Consider the following 15,638-nt stretch of genomic DNA (forward strand, 5'->3'; position numbering starts at 1 on the left):
GATGTCCCATCCTTTGGTTCACGCCTCCTCTCCTCTTTCTTCCCGCAAAACACGTTGGGGGCTTCCGCTTCTGCTCTGCGCTCTCAGCGGGTGTATGGTAGGGCCTAAAGGTGATACCCCGCCACTGCCTGATAAAGCCGGCTATACAGCCCAATCTATGGCCCATACGTCTGGCCGCACGGCAGGAAGCTCCATCCTTCGGCGTCAGGACTTTGTGACAGGGATGGATATCCCCGGGAAATGGTGGGAAGTCTTCAAAAACCCCAAGCTTAACCAGCTTGTTGAGCAAGCCTTGGCCAACAACCAATCGTTAAAGGCTATGCAAAATTCTCTTAAGGCTGCTTGGGAACAGCGGCGCGTGGAAGGGGCTGCCCTTTATCCAAGCATTTCAGCCCAATTTATTCCCTCACGCAACAAAACCTCTAAAACGCTCTCCCCCGTCCCAAACAATAATAGCTGGCTGTATAACCTCCATACCGCTCAGCTCAATATCGGCTATGTGCCTGACCTTTGGGGGGGAACACGCCAAGCCATTAAAGCCGGCGGTGCACAAGCAGACATCCAACATGCCCAGCTTGAGGCAACAGCCCTCACGATGGTGTCTGACCTTGTCACAGCCACGATTACGGAAGCTGGATTACGCGCGCAAATCCGCGCGAAAGAAGCTCAAATTTCAGAGCAAACCAAAATGCTCTCTATTGGAGGGTCTCAATTTGGTGCGGGCGATGTCTCTCGTCAAAGCCTCCTCGTCCAACGCGACGCTTTAGCACAAATTGAAGCGGATCTTCCCCCTCTCAAAAACCAGCTTGCCCAAACACGTGACCAAATCGCAACGCTGATTGGTAGCACCCCCAATGTGGATCTACCCGTTTTTGAGTTAGATGACTTTACACTCCCAGAGAAGCTCCCCGTCACACTTCCTGCTACCCTGCTGTCACATCGCCCTGATGTTGAAGCCGCCCGCGCTCAAATCCAAGCAGCGGCCGCACAGGTAGGGATCGCCATTGCCAATCGGCTGCCCAATGTGCAGCTGAGTGCTTTGCCAGGCGAAGCGGTCGGCCATATGAGCCAGTTCTTTAAACCTGGATATGGCAACTGGGATATCGCTGCCACTGTTACACAGCCGATCTTCCAAGGTGGGTCACTCCTACATGCCCAACGTGAAGCACGCGACAGCCTCCTACAAGCCAACGAATATTATAAATCAACCGTCATCAGTGCGATCGGTGATGTCGCCAATAGTCTGCATGCCGTAGAATTTGACAGCGACACCTTGCTGGCCGACCAAAAAGGGCTCGAAGCCGCGCAAGAGTCTTATAAAATTGCCCAAGCTCAACATCGCCTTGGCGATAATAGCGAAATTGACCTCCTCCAATCTAAGCTCGCGGTTGCTCAAGACGAGCTTTCTGTCGCTCAAGATAAGACCGCCCGTTTTTCCGATACGGTCGGGTTATTCCAATCTCTTGGCGGTGGATGGTGGCATCGTAATGATCTTGGCATGTCTCCCAAAGAGGCCAAAGAGCTCTCAAAATCTCTTCTCCCTTGGTAACAGCTCATGAACCTCACCCTTTCACTCGCCTCCTGCAGAAAAGAAACGTCGTAAAGGCACAGCGTGATATTTTTCCTTGACCGATCGGTCATTTTCTGAGAAAAAGGAATGTCGCCATTGCTGACACGTGCACCTGTCTTGAGCTCTCTTTCTGTCTCGAAGGGAGTACAATAGGGATGCCGTGTCCTTTGTTCCTTGAAAGCCTGAATGCCTCACGACCGCTCTCCTCAGAACACGCCAACCGTCTGGCCGATCGTTCGTACCGCCTTTCCACTTGGCCTTCCTCTTTTCCTAGGAGGATGTTTTTTACAGGGAGCGACCAGCTTTCCCATCGCAGGTGCTTACTTTCCCGGCTGGCTCACCTGCCTATTTATTGGGGTGATCAGTGCGATTCTCTTTCGTGCGCTGTTTCTCGCTCTCAATATTGATTCCTTCTTAAGTCTCCGACTTTTTACCTATGTATCCCTTGGGAGTCTTGTCGGGCTTATCCTATGGGTTTGTCTTTTCGGAGCCTAATTTATGGAACGTGTCCATCTCTCTGGCAAAAAGCCTTTGGGGCTTATCATTGCAGCTCTTTGCATAGCAGCAGCCCTCGGAGCCGCTTTCTATGTCGAGTATGATTCCTATCATCATCCAGAGACCGATAGCGGCACATTATATGCCGACACAGTTCATGTCGGTGCGCTCGTCGGCGGACGCCTCAAGACACTCCCCATCCGGATCAATCAGTTCGTCCATAAAGGCGATCTTCTCTACCAAATTGATCCAGAACCTTATGAGATTGCCCTACATCAGGCTGAAGCCAATCTCGGCCTTGCTCAAGCCAACCTTGAAGAAGCCGAACGTCAACTCAAGGTACGCGTCAACAATGCAGCGTCTAGCCTAAAGCGGTTGCATAATGCCGAGGATGAGCGTGATCTCCTCAGCCGCACTGTCACACGTCTTAAGCCTCTTGCGGAAAAACATTACATCTCATGGCAAGACTATGACCAAGCGCTCACAAAGCTCAATGGTGCCAATGATGCCCTTTCAGAAGCTCGACATGCCGATGAAGCCTCTCACACCGCCATTGGTGACTTAAAGCGTTCTCTCGCCTCTCGTGATGAAGCACAAGCGGCAGTAGAACGCGCACACTATAATATTCGGCAGACAACCGTTCGTTCGCCCGTTAATGGCTACATCACGAGCTTGGATGTCAAAGAAGGGGAAGTCCTTGCAGCCAATCAAATCCTCTTCACGATCGTCAGTAGTGATGATTGGTACGCCATCGCAAATATTCGTGAAATTAATTTACGCCCCGTCAAACCTGGAGCCTGTGCAACCGTTTATTCAATGATTGACCGGCAAGCCCCCATTAAGGGGCGCGTCGAAAGCATTGGGTGGGGGGTTAAAACCGACCAAATGGCTACCCAGCCCCAGAATCTTCCTTATGTAGAACGCCAGATGGATTGGGTGCACGTTTCCCAGCGTTTCCCTGTCCGTGTTCATCTCGATCCATCAACAGCACCAGACCTTCTACGTATGGGCGCTACAGCTGATGTTGAAATACTCTATGGCGCAGCCTGTCATTAAACCCATCATTCAACCCGCTTACCTTTCATGGGGGCGGGCTAGACGGCTCATCACCCGCCCAACACCGGGACGGCTGGGCTTTACACTACGTATGACCGTTGCGGCCCTATTTGGTATTCTCATTGGCGAAACATGGCAGCTTCCAGCGATGGATCTGATTCCCATTATCGTCGCTGGGGTCTGGCAAGAAGATCGCATGACAAATTTTGTGGTCGGCAAAACTGTTATTATCTTTTTCACCTTTTCATCACTTCTAACACTTTTTGGTGCCATTTTAAGGGTTAATAATTACTTTATGACCCTTTTTATTAATTTAGCACTTAGCTTTTTATTTCTGTTCTTAGGATCCGCTAGTAAATTAAAAATGATCGGAATTGTTTGTGGGATTATTCTTTCATACCTACTGATCACCCTGGATAGCGTCTCGAACGGCGATAAGATTGCCCGCTTTGTCCTTTATTCGTGGTGGGACATTATGATTGCGGCCCTCATTATTATCGTCTTTGGCCTCCTTGTTTCCCCCTCACCGCGCACGCTTCTTATGGAGCGCATTTCTTATCGTCTTCATTTAGCCGCACGGCTGATGCGTTCTCCAACGGATCGTAAGCTGAATGAAGAAGTGCATGATATCCTCCACCAAGGGACATCAAGCATGCTCACAAATGTTGCTTTGGCGACCAAAGAAAAGCTCTGGTCTCCCCATGATCTCAACTGTCTGCGTCAATCGGCTATTCATAGTTTTGGCCTTTTAACGCTCACCGATAATATGGCCCGCCATCACACCACCACTCATCAAGAAGAAAAGGAAAAACTCGCCCAGTTACTAGACGATATGGCGCACTGTTTTGATGAAGATGCCTATCCTCGCCACATAACCCCTCCCTCCATTGATCATCCAATTTTGGGTAAAATGTGCGCTATGATCGCTCGTTTTAGTGACCCATCAGAAGAAACATTGCCCCCCTCTCCTCCACCGCCTAAGTTCTTCCTACCTGATGCATTTACAAACATTGACCATATTCATTTTGCCCTCAAGGGCACTCTTGCGGTGTTAATCAGTATTGTGACCTACAAAGCCCTCAACTGGCCTGGAATTCACACCTGTATCATTACGTGCTTTGTCGTCTCCCTTCCCACTATTGGGGAAGTGCGTGTGAAACAAAATTTGCGTATCATTGGTTCCCTTATTGGATGCTCTCTCGCTATTTTAGGGATCATTCTCATTTTGCAACATCTAACCAATATCGCCCAACTCCTCCTTATGATCGGCTGTGTGCTCATCTTTGGGGGATGGATTAAATATGGCGATCCACGCATCAGTTATGCAGGGCTACAAATTATGTTGGCCTTTTTCCTCTCTGATCTTACCCATTTTACACCCGCGACTGATATCACAGTCCCCCGTGATCGGGTTATCGGTATTCTTATAGGGCTGTTGATTAGCTACGTTGTCTATACGCATTTTTGGCCCAAGAGTGCTGCTCATACGCTTGATGACAATCTAAAAAAGATCAAAAATCTCCTTCATGGTGAACACACAGCCTCTACAGAACTTGAGAAAATCGTCCTCGCCTCACGCGCACAAGAGCTTATCGGTGCGACAGAGCAATCTTTATTTCATGCTACCCTTGAACCTCAGCCCTTCAATCCCTCGCAACAGAAGCGCGTATTCTACCGCACTCAGCTTCTTCAAGCGACCACACTTATGGAAGATTTACTCAGCTTCCCCTACCCCAAGGATCAAACCCCAACTGCGCTCCATCATTTCTTGAACGAACAGCCGCAGACCAAATAAACCCTTACCAGCCCGATGTTCTCAAAGATTACACACCTCATGAAACACGCTCTTTCTACTCTCTTCCCAAGCGCTTTGTTCTGCCTCCTTTGCGGTTGCGCGACAACGTCACTCCATGACGCTCCCCCCGCGCCAGATCAGCCATGGGCCGCTACGAGTGATGAGCATGGCATGATCACGCCCCCTCAATCCCAGCATCTCCACCGCCATAAAGGGCTGGCTTTACCACCGGGGTACCGTCTTCCGACCGATTACACCCTGCCTCACCAAGACACGCCGCTCAATTTACCACCCGACCACAGCTACTCTCTCCCTGAGTTGGTTGATATTGCTCAATCTAGCAACCCGACAACGCGTGTTGCATGGAATGCAGCCCGTGACAGCGCATTAGCGACAGGTCTCACCCGCGCAGCCTATCTCCCTCAACTCACCGCCAGCGTTATAGGCGGGTACGGCTATCTCAACACGCATATCAGCAACTCCACCATGCATGGCAGCCCGCGTATTTCAGGAGAGGGCGAAGTCCAAGCGCTCTCGCTCAGCTGGCTTCTGTTTGATTTTGGAAAACGCTCTGCAAGTATAAGCGCAGCCCAACAGAATTCATTAGCAAGCAATATTCTTTTTACAGGAGCCCATCAAAAAGTTGTTTATGAGGTGACGTCAGCGTACTACCTCACCGTCGCTATTGAAGCGCATATTCACCTGATCGAACAAGCACTCCATAATACACGCGCTATTGAACGCGCTGTAAAAGCCCGCCTCCTAAACGGGCAAGCCACCGTTATTGATACAGCACGCGCTGAACAAGCCACAGCACAAGCGGAACTTAACTTAGTCCAGACACGTGGCGATCTAGAAAACCACTACCTCGCCTTGATGACAGCCATGGGTATCTCTCCAACAACTCGTCTCTCTCTTCAAAAGGAAGCCGACCGCGCTTTAACTGTTCATGACGTCACATTGAGCGAAAAAATGGTGCAAGAGTCCGTTGCCCGTCGTCCCGATGTTCTCGCTGCCTACGCCAAAGCTCGTGCCTCTCGCAGTCAAATCCAAGCGGCTCGAGCTGAATTTCTTCCCAAAGTCTCCCTTTCTGGCAATGCAGCTTACGGTGTTGGCCATCTTGGCCTTTCCGGCCTTGGAAGCTCCCCGTTCAGCGCAAACGGTAATGGCTTTGGCGGCCTCATTTTAGGGCAAATTACAATGCCTATCTTTGATGGCGGTATGCGGCAAGCACAGCTCAAACGGAGTAAAGACCAAGCCGATAGTGCTGATGCCCAATTACGTGATACACGCTACCATTCTGTCCAATCCATTGTCTCAGCAGAAAATACGCTTCATACCGGCGTGAGCGCATACCAAGCTGCCCAAAAAATTGAGCACACAGCCCAGACAGCATTTGATGCGGCTTTAGCAAGCTATAACACGGGGGAAGGGTCCGTCACGCGGCTTCTCGATCTACAAACATCCCTCTTTAACGCTACGATCATGCGCTCAGATAGCTATTACACAACCCTCATCGCCGCCGCCTCCCTTGCCTTTGCCACCGGCTCTCTCGGCGATGCTAACGCCGTTCAAAACAGTATTACCGACCCCTATGAAGCCACCCCCTAAGCCTCTCTCCATCACGCATCACAGCAACGTTATGAAGACGCCTCTATCATTTTCTTGATCGAAATTTTAAAGCGTCCATCTTATAGGAGGCTCTCTCGTGACGGGACATCATCCTCTCGCACAGAAGAGGGTAACCGTCTGAGGAAGACCTTGTTTCATGACCTATAAAGTTGCCTTCGTCACCGGCGCATCCTCCGGTATTGGTGAAGTCACCGCCAAAAAGCTCCTCCAACAAGGCTACATCGTTTACGCAGCAGCCCGGCGTATTGAACGCATGGAGCCCATGAGCCGTTTAGGGATTCATATACTCTCGTTAGATGTAACGGACGAAACCTCCCGACATGCGGCGATCACCCATATTATGACCCAATCTGGCCGTCTTGATATTCTGGTCAATAATGCAGGTTATGGCGCTTACGGCGCCCTTGAGGATATTCCTCTAGAGGAAGCACGGGCCCAGTTCGACGTTAATGTTTTTGGCGCTATGCGCCTCATACAACTTTCCCTGCCTCATATGCGCAGGCAAAAATCCGGCACCATCATCAACGTCTCATCTATCGGTGGGAAAATTTATACACCGCTCGGCGGGTGGTATCATGGCAGTAAATTCGCCCTTGAAGCGCTCAGCGACTGTTTACGCCTAGAAGTGGCGCCCTTCGGCATTCATGTCGTCATTATTGAGCCCGGAGGCATTAAAACAGAATGGGCCGACATTGCCGCAGCAAAACTCCTCAAGACCTCTGGTCACGGGCCCTACGCTGCCCAAGCACACGCGATGGCCCAAACCATAACCGGCACACTCAGCCGCCGTTATCAATCAGCTCCTGAACTCATCGCCAACACCATCGTCAAGGCCGTGACGACAGATCAGCCAAAAACACGGTATGTCGCAGGCTTAGGCGCTAAACCCTTACTTCTCCTCCGACATCTTCTCTCAGATCGTCTGTTCGACCGTCTTATCCGCCTCACAGCAAAGAAATCTCGAAGGCTGTAAACGCCCTAACCTCGTATCCGTGTTTCTCTCCCCTTTACCCTGACAGTAGGAGAGAAACCAACGGTCACGCCGTTACACAGGAAGGCTCTGCTCCAGCACCCATTGCTGACCATCAAGACAGGCCTTCACAGGAACCGCATTGGCTAAGCGGACATTCACCTCAAGCCCCATCGCGTAACGAAGCGCCCGGAAAAGAGCACCATGAGCCACAATAAGAGGAACCCCTTCAGCCTGCTCTTGAGCGCGATTAACGCCTTGAACAGCACGTGTGGTCAGCTCCTCAAAGCATTCTCCTCCTTCGGGGACAAACTGCCCTTCAATCCAAGGATTATACCAGTCCCCCATAGGCTTGCCTTCCTGCACACCAAAGCACACCTCTTGGAGGTCTCTATCATGTGTGAGAGGGAGCTCAACGCCAGCCTTCTCTTTAATGGCCTGCTGCACATACTCAGCTGTGACATACGCCCGCATCAAAGGAGAGGCCACAATATAAGAAAAAGGACGCTCTCCCTGAGCAAAAAGAGCGGCTAGCGCCTCTCCTGCACGCTTCGCCTGAGCAATGCCCGTGTCATTAAGAGGAATATCCGTCCGCCCTTGTGACAGATGTCGAGCATTCCACTCTGTTTCCCCATGGCGCAAAAACCAATAGGGGCGCGCAAGAAGTTGAGACATGGCCGTGATTTACTCCTTCATCAATCAGGTCAAACGACCTGCCTCAATCAAATAATGTCGAGACGGAACTTTCATCCGACACTGCACGGATGGCGCGTCCTAACAGATCAGCTGTTGTGATCTGACGGATATTCGGTGATTGCGTCAAGGCTTCTGTTGGCGGAATACTATCTGTTAAGGTCAACATGTTGATCGGGCTTTCTGTCACACGTTCACAGGCATTGCCGGTCAACACACCATGCGTGACATAAGCCTCCACTCCGGCTGCCCCATAACGCATGAGTGCCTCTGCAGCATTACAGAGTGATCCACCACTATCAATAATATCATCCACCAACACGCAATAGCGCCCGCGCACATCTCCAATAACGTTCATCACCTCAGAGACACCAGCACGTTCACGCCGTTTATCAATGATGGCCAAATCAACATTGAGACGACGAGCAAGCTGACGAGCGCGCACCACCCCGCCCACATCTGGGGAAACCACCATCAAGTCACGGTCAGCATGGCGCGCCATAATATCACGCACGAACAAAGGGGCCGCGTAGAGGTTATCGGTTGGGATATCAAAAAAGCCTTGGATCTGCATCGCATGCAAATCCATGGTCAGAATCCGACTCGCACCGGCTTCTGTCAGCAAGTTCGCGACCAATTTGGCACTAATAGGCGTGCGCGGGCCGGACTTACGATCCTGCCGAGCATAGCCAAAATACGGCATCACAGCCGTAATACGGCGTGCAGAGCCACGACGTAGAGCATCAAGAACGATCAATAATTCCATCAAATTATCATTGGTCGGTGTGCATGTGCTTTGGAGGACAAACATATCCTCACCACGCACATTTTCTTGAATCTCAACAAACACTTCACCATCGGAGAAGCGCCGGATCATGGTCTTACACAGAGGGAGGCCGAGTTCTTTAGCCACCGCCGTGGCTAACGGGATGTTACTGTTACAGGCGACGATTTTCATAATCAGGCATTCTCACAGACTGGCAAAAGAGCGCCTTCCTTCTACCAGCCCACCCTCTCTCTGTCATGGCTTTCTCGACAGATCGGTCTTTATTAACGTGCAGGGCTCGTAGGCGACGTATGCATAAGCGGCATATCATCATCGTCTTTATCCGCCCCCGTTTGCGGTGGAAGTGGCTTATGGTCACGCCCTGAATAATTCGTGATGATCGTATGCACAGCACCGGCGGCCTCCTGAGCCGCGGCTTCAGCGACATCACCCCATGCCCCATCAAGCGAATGAGCCGGCACCCCATGCACCTGCGTTGCAGCACCCGCTTCCTGCCCTTTGGGAGTTAAAACATGCCAGATAATCGTGACGAGCTGCTCAGCATTTTTGGCTTTAGGTGCCGCAGGAAGTGGCGCAATCTTGACCGTTGTTTTAACCGTATAATCCGCGCCTTTAGCCGATGTTTGCACAGTATTCCGCGTATCCGGGAAGAGCGTATAAAACGCACGCCCTAGCGCCACATTGCCATCCCCCGGCGCTCCTTGCACACCAGCGAAATAGACCCGCGCTGCTCTATTCATCAAGCTGTGAGGGTCGCTATGCATCAAACCAGCTTGGATACCCGTCAGATTCTGCGCAATATCAGGCGCCATCTGTAAGGCCACAGTATTAAGCGCATCAGGGTCTGCCGCCAGCCAACCAGCACGATCAATTTCCGCGCCTTCACCGCGCGCCCGCACGCGCCCGTCTGGGCCCACAATCGCATAACGTGGGATCACACCACCATCAGGCGCATGTTTTGCCCCAAGACGCACCCACCAATCACCTGGTTTAGGGTTCTGAGACACCGCCGGAACCGACTGCCCGAGCAGCGCAACAACAACATCTTTCGCCCAGCGCGCAGTGGCCGGGCGCCACGGGGCATTAGCCGGCACGGGAACTGGCACAGAAAGCCGCGATGGTGGCAGATTATCCTGCGTTAAGCGGCGCGCCTCTTGCCCGGGATTGGCAAAAGGATGCGACACACTCAAACAGCCCGGCAATCCAAGCAAAGGCATCAAAACGCACAGGGTACGACAAAAACGCATAGCCACTCTATGATCCGATACTATCAATGCAGGCACCCATCATACCCTCAAAAGGGTTCTACTCTGATTAACGATGAAGCAGGATGTAGTTAATCGTTACATCAAGATCAAAATGATCCCCTGCCATATCTGGCGGCACTGGAGGCAACTGCGCCCCTTGGAACATACCAACCGTTGCTGCATCAAGCGAATATGACCCTGATTGCCCCGAAAGACGCACAGCTGCCACCCGTCCGCTGCGATTAATAACAACATGAACAGAAGACGGGCCATCCTCTCCAGCATTACGGGCTTCATCGGGATAGAACATATGTGCACGCACCCAACGATCAATCTCCTCACCATAATCCGAGCTCACCCCTTTCACGCTATTTTGCGTTTTATAGGGAGCATTCACTTGGCCATTTAGGCTGAGAGGCCCTGTTGACAGGTCAATTGGCCCACCAGAGCCACCACGACGCCCGCGATGACGTGGATGGGGAGACGGCTCACCACTAAAGGAGAGATCCATCGGATGAGCGAAAGGATTATTATCCTGATGCGCCTGCGTGCGATGCTTTGTCGGCGAGGGGCGTGCTTTATGCGTATGTTTGGGCGTTGCAGGTGTAATCGCATGAGAGGTCTCAGGGGCATCCGCGAGCTCCCCCGATGGAGACGGCACACTCGGTGCCGAAGAGGGTTGCTGCGTCGTCGGAGCAACAGCCGTCGGTGATGATTCTGTTGACGATGCAGCGGGCGACGATGACCCACCGCCATCCTCACGTGATCGCGGCCCTTGCTCACTATGCTTTACCGGTGGCGTGTCAAACACCATATCCACCTGCGGCTGATCCGTACCTTGAGGTGAGCCGTGCGGTTGAGATGGCACTGCTGAAAACAGCCAGAACAAAAAGATATGCACCACAAATGAAAGAAAAGCTGTACCCACCAATGGGGTGTCCACCACCAGCGGAGGGCGCACCATAGGGGTACGCGCCATCTCGAGCCCTGATGGGACAGCCACATATTCACTCAAACGCTCACGGTAGCGCTTTGGGGCAACATCCGATAACGTCACAAGGCGTTTTTCCATCGATAAAAAGAGGGGCACAACAGGATCATAGTCATGACACTTCCTTGTGCCCTAGAAAAGACCGTATTGTCATTAGTCCCTTTTGAAATATCCGGACTTCTCCACGTTTTAATGGATTAATTTAACGCAATGCCTTCTCTTCCCAGCGCTTTTCAGACAGACCCAGACCTTGCTGCCTTTATCAACACTATCGGCCCATGCCCCCTTCGTGTTGATTCAACACCCTCCCCTGAAGCCTCCCTTTATACCTCCCTGCTCAAAGCCATTACGGGCCAGCAACTCCATAATGCTGCAGCACGTGCTATCTTCGGCCGTCTCTGTGCTCTCAACCTCCAAGACCCAACGCGTCCCCCACCCCCAGAACAATTCGCGCAGCTCTCTTACGAAACATTACGGGGCTGCGGCCTTTCCCAAGCAAAGATCGACACCATCCAACGGGTCGCCATCGCTCAACACAATGGCTCACTTCCCTCTTTGCAGGACGCCATCACGTGGAGTGATAGCGCGCTCATCAATACACTCACACAATTTAAAGGCATTGGCCGTTGGACAGCCGAAATGTTGCTTTTATTCACCTTTCACCGACCTGATATTTTCCCAGCTCATGACCTTGGCGTGCGCGAGGGCTGGCGCCGCCTCAAACAGCTTGCCCACCGCCCTACCCCTAAAGAGCTTCTTCAAAAAACGACTATTTTTGCCCCACACCGCTCCACCCTCACATGGTATTGCTGGGAAGCGAAAGCTCACTTAGCGCCCTCTCCCTCAGCGTCCCCGCGTTAAGAAGCAACAATCAGGTGCTAAAATCAGGTAAAGCAACGCGCTTAAGCCTATTTCTCTTGACGTCAGGCGATGAGCGTCGCACATAATGCGACAAATTATGCTGTGATGGAGGCTGTCTTAATCGTGTCTTCGTTGTTGCATGAACATTATTCCACCCTCCTTCTGGCCAAGGATACCCATGCCTAAAGAAGATCTTATCGAATTCACCGGCACAGTTTCTGAACTTCTGCCTAATGCCATGTTCCGCGTTACTCTTGATAACGAACATACTATTTTGGCCCATACAAGCGGCAAAATGCGCAAAAACCGTATTCGCGTCCTCGCTGGTGACCGCGTGAATGTGGAAATGACCCCTTATGACCTCAGCAAAGGTCGCATCACCTTCCGCTTTAAATAAGCACGAGAGGGCTTCGCCTTCTATGGTGGCTTCTTCGACCGCATCTTCTGCCGTCCCCACGAGGGAGCGCCCGGCTCTCATTTTAGCATCCGCCTCCCCTCGGCGGCTGGCTTTGCTTGAGCAAATCGGCCTGCCTCCTGATGAGATTCGCCCTGCTGACATTGACGAAACGCCACAGGCTGGGGAGCTCCCCCGTCCTTACGCGGCTCGTATGGCGCGCGAAAAGGCGGAAAAAATTGCTCGTGAAACGACCAAACCAGCCCTCATTCTCGGGAGCGATACGGTCATCGCGGTCGGGCGGCGCATTCTCCCTAAAGCGCTTGATGAAGACACGGCACGGCACTGTCTCTCTCTCCTCTCGGGACGACGCCATAAGGTACTGACCTCAGTCGTATGCTGCCCAAGCGCTGCTTGGCCTGAGGGGCATCATAATGCACGGCTGGTGGAAACATCTGTTATTTTTAACCGCCTGACCTCCCAGCAGATTGACGCGCTTATCGCCCAAGGAGACTGGCACGGCAAAGCAGGTGGGTATGCCCTCCAAGGAGCGGCCGCGGCCTATATTCGCCAGATCAGTGGCAGTGCATCTGGGGTTGTGGGGCTTCCGCTCTTTGAAACAGCCCAACTCCTTCGCGGGCAACCATGTCCCGCTCATGCGCGCTGGCTGCCTTAAATGATAGAGCTGCGGCTTTCTGGCTCCCCGGGGGAGGTTCGCATTGCTTTGCTTGAGGATGACACGCTTGTTGATGTCGCCCTCTGGCGCCCGGGCAGCCCCGATGGGTGGGGGAATATCTATGACATCCGCGTCAAGACTGTCGTCCCGTCCCTTGATGGAGCTTTTATCCAAACGGGTCAGGGAACAGACGGCTTCCTGACCTCACGTAAGAAGATAACAGAGGGCTCGTTGCTCTGCGCACAGCTCATCCGTTGTGCACAAAATGGCAAAGGTGCTCGCTTTAAACCCATTGCACGCCCAACCTCCCTTCCGCCGGCCACGGAACCACGCCTGCTACAATGCGGCCCCTCTCCTCTTGAAGAGCTGGCAGAACGCGTCCCCCACGCTCCTATTATCGTCGATGATATGACCGTCGCGGCAGCTCTCCCTGCTGCTCTCAGAACCCGCGTTCAACGGGTTCCCAAAAGTTTCGATACTGTCCTTGAAGGAGAGTGGGATGCCCTCATGCAGCCTTCCGCTTCCCTTGGGCCTTTCATCGCACATTTTTCCCCAACACCCGCTCTCACAGCAATTGACCTTGATTCCGCATCGCATCCCGACTTCGCGACCAATGTGGCCTGCTTTCCTGAGCTGTTGCGACACATTCGCTTGCGCAATCTCTCCGGCACACTCTTAATTGATCCCGCGGGTGTGCGTAGTCGCAAACGCCCTGCCCTTGTGCCATTCCTCAAGAAAGCGGTTGAGCAGGAAAACGATCCCTTACAACCCCGAGTCACGGGCGTCACCCCATCGGGGCTCCTCGAGCTCACCCGCCCGCGCCGTCGCCCTCCGCTTCACGAACTCATGCGCTCTCCTCATGGGCAGGGGTTAGCTATTTTGCGCCAGATTCTGCGTGACAATCTCCCCGGCCAGACGCTCCATGCTCCGCCTGAGATCGTACACGCCCTTGAAGAAGACCCAGATGCGCTGTCAGAATGTGTACGCACGCGCTGCCAGCCTCTGGCTTTGCACGTTGCCCCACCCTCTTCCTCTTGCTGTTGGAACCTGTCATGAGCTGCCCCATCTGCAAAAAACCAACTGCTCAAGATTATCGTCCTTTTTGCTCAGACCACTGCGCTCAAATTGATCTTGGTCGCTGGTTTAAAGGCGATTATCGCGTGCCCTCTTTCCGCCAAGATAATGACGACCCTTCTGACCGAGAAGAGCTCGCCCAAGCGCACAAAGCTGCCGCTCATCAACAGAATGATCGGTAACACGCTAGGTTCTTTTCCCTCCTGAGCAGAAAACATCAGATAGAGGGTTGATCCCCTCCCCATCATGAGGTAAACCCCTCATCACAGCAGGTGCTTCTTATTGTAGCCTTGCCCGGTGCCCGAGTAGCTCAGTTGGTAGAGCATGCGACTGAAAATCGCAGTGTCGGTGGTTCGATCCCGCCCTCGGGCACCATTTAATTCCCTTACATGTCATTCTTTGCTTGAAGAAGAAGAGTAAAAGCGTTCTCCTGTCCTGATCATGTTCTAGAGTCTTTCTCTGACAGTCTCGACATAAGGAGCTTCCGCTATGGCAGCCTCGACCCTTCCCACCATAACGTTGCGCGACGGCACCACCATTCCACGGCTCGGTATGGGCACATGGCGTATGGGCGACGATCCCGCACGCCGTAAAGACGAAGTGCGCAGCCTCCAAGAAGGGCTTGATAGCGGGCTTCGTCTCATTGATACGGCTGAAATGTACGGCTCTGGTCGCTCTGAATCCGTCGTCGGTGAGGCTATTCGTGGACGGCGTGATGATGTGTATCTCGTCAGCAAAGTCTTACCGTCCAATGCAGACTATAACGGCACGATTAAAGCCTGCAAGCGTTCACTCAGCTATCTTCAAACAGATAGCCTTGATCTCTACCTCCTTCATTGGCGCAGCAGCACACCGTTAGAAGAAACGATTGGGGCCTTTGAAACACTGCAAAAAGAGGGCCTCATTAAACGCTGGGGGGTCTCAAACTTTGATACAAGTGACATGAATACTCTGGATCGCATTAACCCTCAGGCGATGGTAAACCAGATTCTTTACAGCTTAATCTATCGCGGCACGGAATATGACCTGCAAGAACGCGATGCCCGCCATCATGTCGCGAGTATGGCCTATTGCCCCCTTGGGCAGGGCGGCGCGTTTCTCAAAAACGCCACGCTGGTACAGATTGCTCAACAGCATGAAACATCTCTTGGGCCGGCGACACCTGCACAGATTGCTCTCGCGTGGGTATTACGCCGCCCTAATGTTATCCCCATTCCCAAAGCTGCAACGCCACAGCATCAACATTATAACCGCGCCGCGACCGAGATTCAGCTGACAGAAGCCGACCTCGCAGCGCTTGATCGTGCGTTCCCGCCACCTCGTCACAAAGAACCTTTAGCCGTTATTTGATGGACAACGGTCTTTTGCCATACGGTTCTGATGAACATACCTGTTGT

General features: G+C 52.5%; 16 protein-coding genes and 1 tRNA gene. 13 read left to right on the forward strand and 4 right to left on the reverse strand.

The features are described from left to right. Window position 1 precedes the first annotated feature (1 nt). From F457_RS0103940 to F457_RS0103965, 6 genes are all read left to right on the forward strand, one after another. Entirely contained in the window at window positions 2-1,549 is a 1,548-nt protein-coding gene (locus tag F457_RS0103940; RefSeq protein ID WP_018979837.1) for an efflux transporter outer membrane subunit, read from the forward strand. 207 nt (window positions 1,550-1,756) lie between these two features. After that, window positions 1,757-2,065, forward strand: a complete 309-nt coding sequence (locus F457_RS0103945) for a YtcA family lipoprotein (RefSeq protein ID WP_018979838.1) — start codon at window positions 1,757-1,759, stop codon at window positions 2,063-2,065. Between the two features lie 3 nt (window positions 2,066-2,068). Then, entirely contained in the window at window positions 2,069-3,121 is a 1,053-nt protein-coding gene (gene mdtN / locus F457_RS0103950) for a multidrug transporter subunit MdtN (RefSeq protein WP_018979839.1), read from the forward strand. After that, complete coding sequence (locus F457_RS12110) at window positions 3,102-4,916, forward strand: FUSC family protein (RefSeq protein WP_018979840.1); 1,815 nt, start codon at window positions 3,102-3,104, stop codon at window positions 4,914-4,916. Before mdtN ends, F457_RS12110 begins: the two co-directional genes overlap by 20 nt. Before the next feature lie 39 nt (window positions 4,917-4,955). Continuing rightward, window positions 4,956-6,527 carry a TolC family protein gene (locus F457_RS0103960; RefSeq protein WP_018979841.1) on the forward strand — a complete coding sequence of 524 codons (1,572 nt, stop codon included), beginning with the start codon at window positions 4,956-4,958 and terminating at the stop codon, window positions 6,525-6,527. A 157-nt stretch (window positions 6,528-6,684) separates the two neighbouring features. Continuing rightward, a complete protein-coding gene (locus tag F457_RS0103965) occupies window positions 6,685-7,521 on the forward strand; it encodes an oxidoreductase (protein WP_018979842.1) in 837 nt (278 codons plus the stop codon). Window positions 7,522-7,593: 72 nt separating this feature from the next. Here the strand turns inward: F457_RS0103965 and F457_RS0103970 are convergent, their stop codons facing one another. From F457_RS0103970 to F457_RS12115, 4 genes are all read right to left on the reverse strand, one after another. Further along, window positions 7,594-8,193 (reverse strand): histidine phosphatase family protein, encoded by a 600-nt coding sequence (locus tag F457_RS0103970; protein ID WP_018979843.1) that lies wholly within the window; start codon window positions 8,191-8,193, stop codon window positions 7,594-7,596. A gap of 43 nt (window positions 8,194-8,236) precedes the next feature. Further along, window positions 8,237-9,169, reverse strand: coding sequence for a ribose-phosphate pyrophosphokinase (locus F457_RS0103975; protein ID WP_018979844.1), 933 nt, complete (start codon window positions 9,167-9,169; stop codon window positions 8,237-8,239). 92 nt (window positions 9,170-9,261) lie between these two features. Beyond that, a complete protein-coding gene (locus F457_RS0103980; protein WP_018979845.1) occupies window positions 9,262-10,245 on the reverse strand; it encodes a hypothetical protein in 984 nt (327 codons plus the stop codon). A 67-nt stretch (window positions 10,246-10,312) separates the two neighbouring features. After that, entirely contained in the window at window positions 10,313-11,335 is a 1,023-nt protein-coding gene (locus F457_RS12115) for an energy transducer TonB (protein ID WP_245539106.1), read from the reverse strand. Window positions 11,336-11,446: 111 nt separating this feature from the next. Between F457_RS12115 and F457_RS12120 the strand changes: the two genes are divergently transcribed. The 7 genes from F457_RS12120 to F457_RS0104025 all read left to right on the forward strand — a co-directional run bounded on the left by F457_RS12120 (window position 11,447) and on the right by F457_RS0104025 (window position 15,591). Then, the gene (locus tag F457_RS12120) at window positions 11,447-12,097 is read left to right on the forward strand and encodes a DNA-3-methyladenine glycosylase family protein (protein ID WP_018979847.1); all 651 of its coding nucleotides are present in this window, start codon (window positions 11,447-11,449) and stop codon (window positions 12,095-12,097) included. A 178-nt stretch (window positions 12,098-12,275) separates the two neighbouring features. Further along, a complete protein-coding gene (gene infA / locus F457_RS0104000) occupies window positions 12,276-12,494 on the forward strand; it encodes a translation initiation factor IF-1 (protein ID WP_018979849.1) in 219 nt (72 codons plus the stop codon). A 22-nt stretch (window positions 12,495-12,516) separates the two neighbouring features. Further along, the gene (locus tag F457_RS0104005) at window positions 12,517-13,167 is read left to right on the forward strand and encodes a Maf family protein (protein ID WP_018979850.1); all 651 of its coding nucleotides are present in this window, start codon (window positions 12,517-12,519) and stop codon (window positions 13,165-13,167) included. Then, a complete protein-coding gene (locus tag F457_RS0104010) occupies window positions 13,168-14,223 on the forward strand; it encodes a ribonuclease E/G (protein WP_018979851.1) in 1,056 nt (351 codons plus the stop codon). It begins immediately after the preceding gene. Beyond that, on the forward strand, window positions 14,220-14,423 hold the full coding sequence (locus F457_RS13525) for a DNA gyrase inhibitor YacG (RefSeq protein WP_083912703.1): 204 nt from the start codon (window positions 14,220-14,222) through the stop codon (window positions 14,421-14,423). The genes F457_RS0104010 and F457_RS13525 overlap by 4 nt, the downstream gene beginning before the upstream one ends. A 117-nt stretch (window positions 14,424-14,540) precedes the next feature. Next, window positions 14,541-14,616, forward strand: a tRNA-Phe gene (locus F457_RS0104020). 114 nt (window positions 14,617-14,730) lie between these two features. After that, a complete protein-coding gene (locus tag F457_RS0104025) occupies window positions 14,731-15,591 on the forward strand; it encodes an aldo/keto reductase (protein ID WP_018979853.1) in 861 nt (286 codons plus the stop codon). Window positions 15,592-15,638 lie beyond the last annotated feature (47 nt).

Origin of the sequence: Saccharibacter floricola DSM 15669 (assembly GCF_000378165.1) — a bacterium.
Taxonomy (GTDB): domain Bacteria; phylum Pseudomonadota; class Alphaproteobacteria; order Acetobacterales; family Acetobacteraceae; genus Saccharibacter; species Saccharibacter floricola.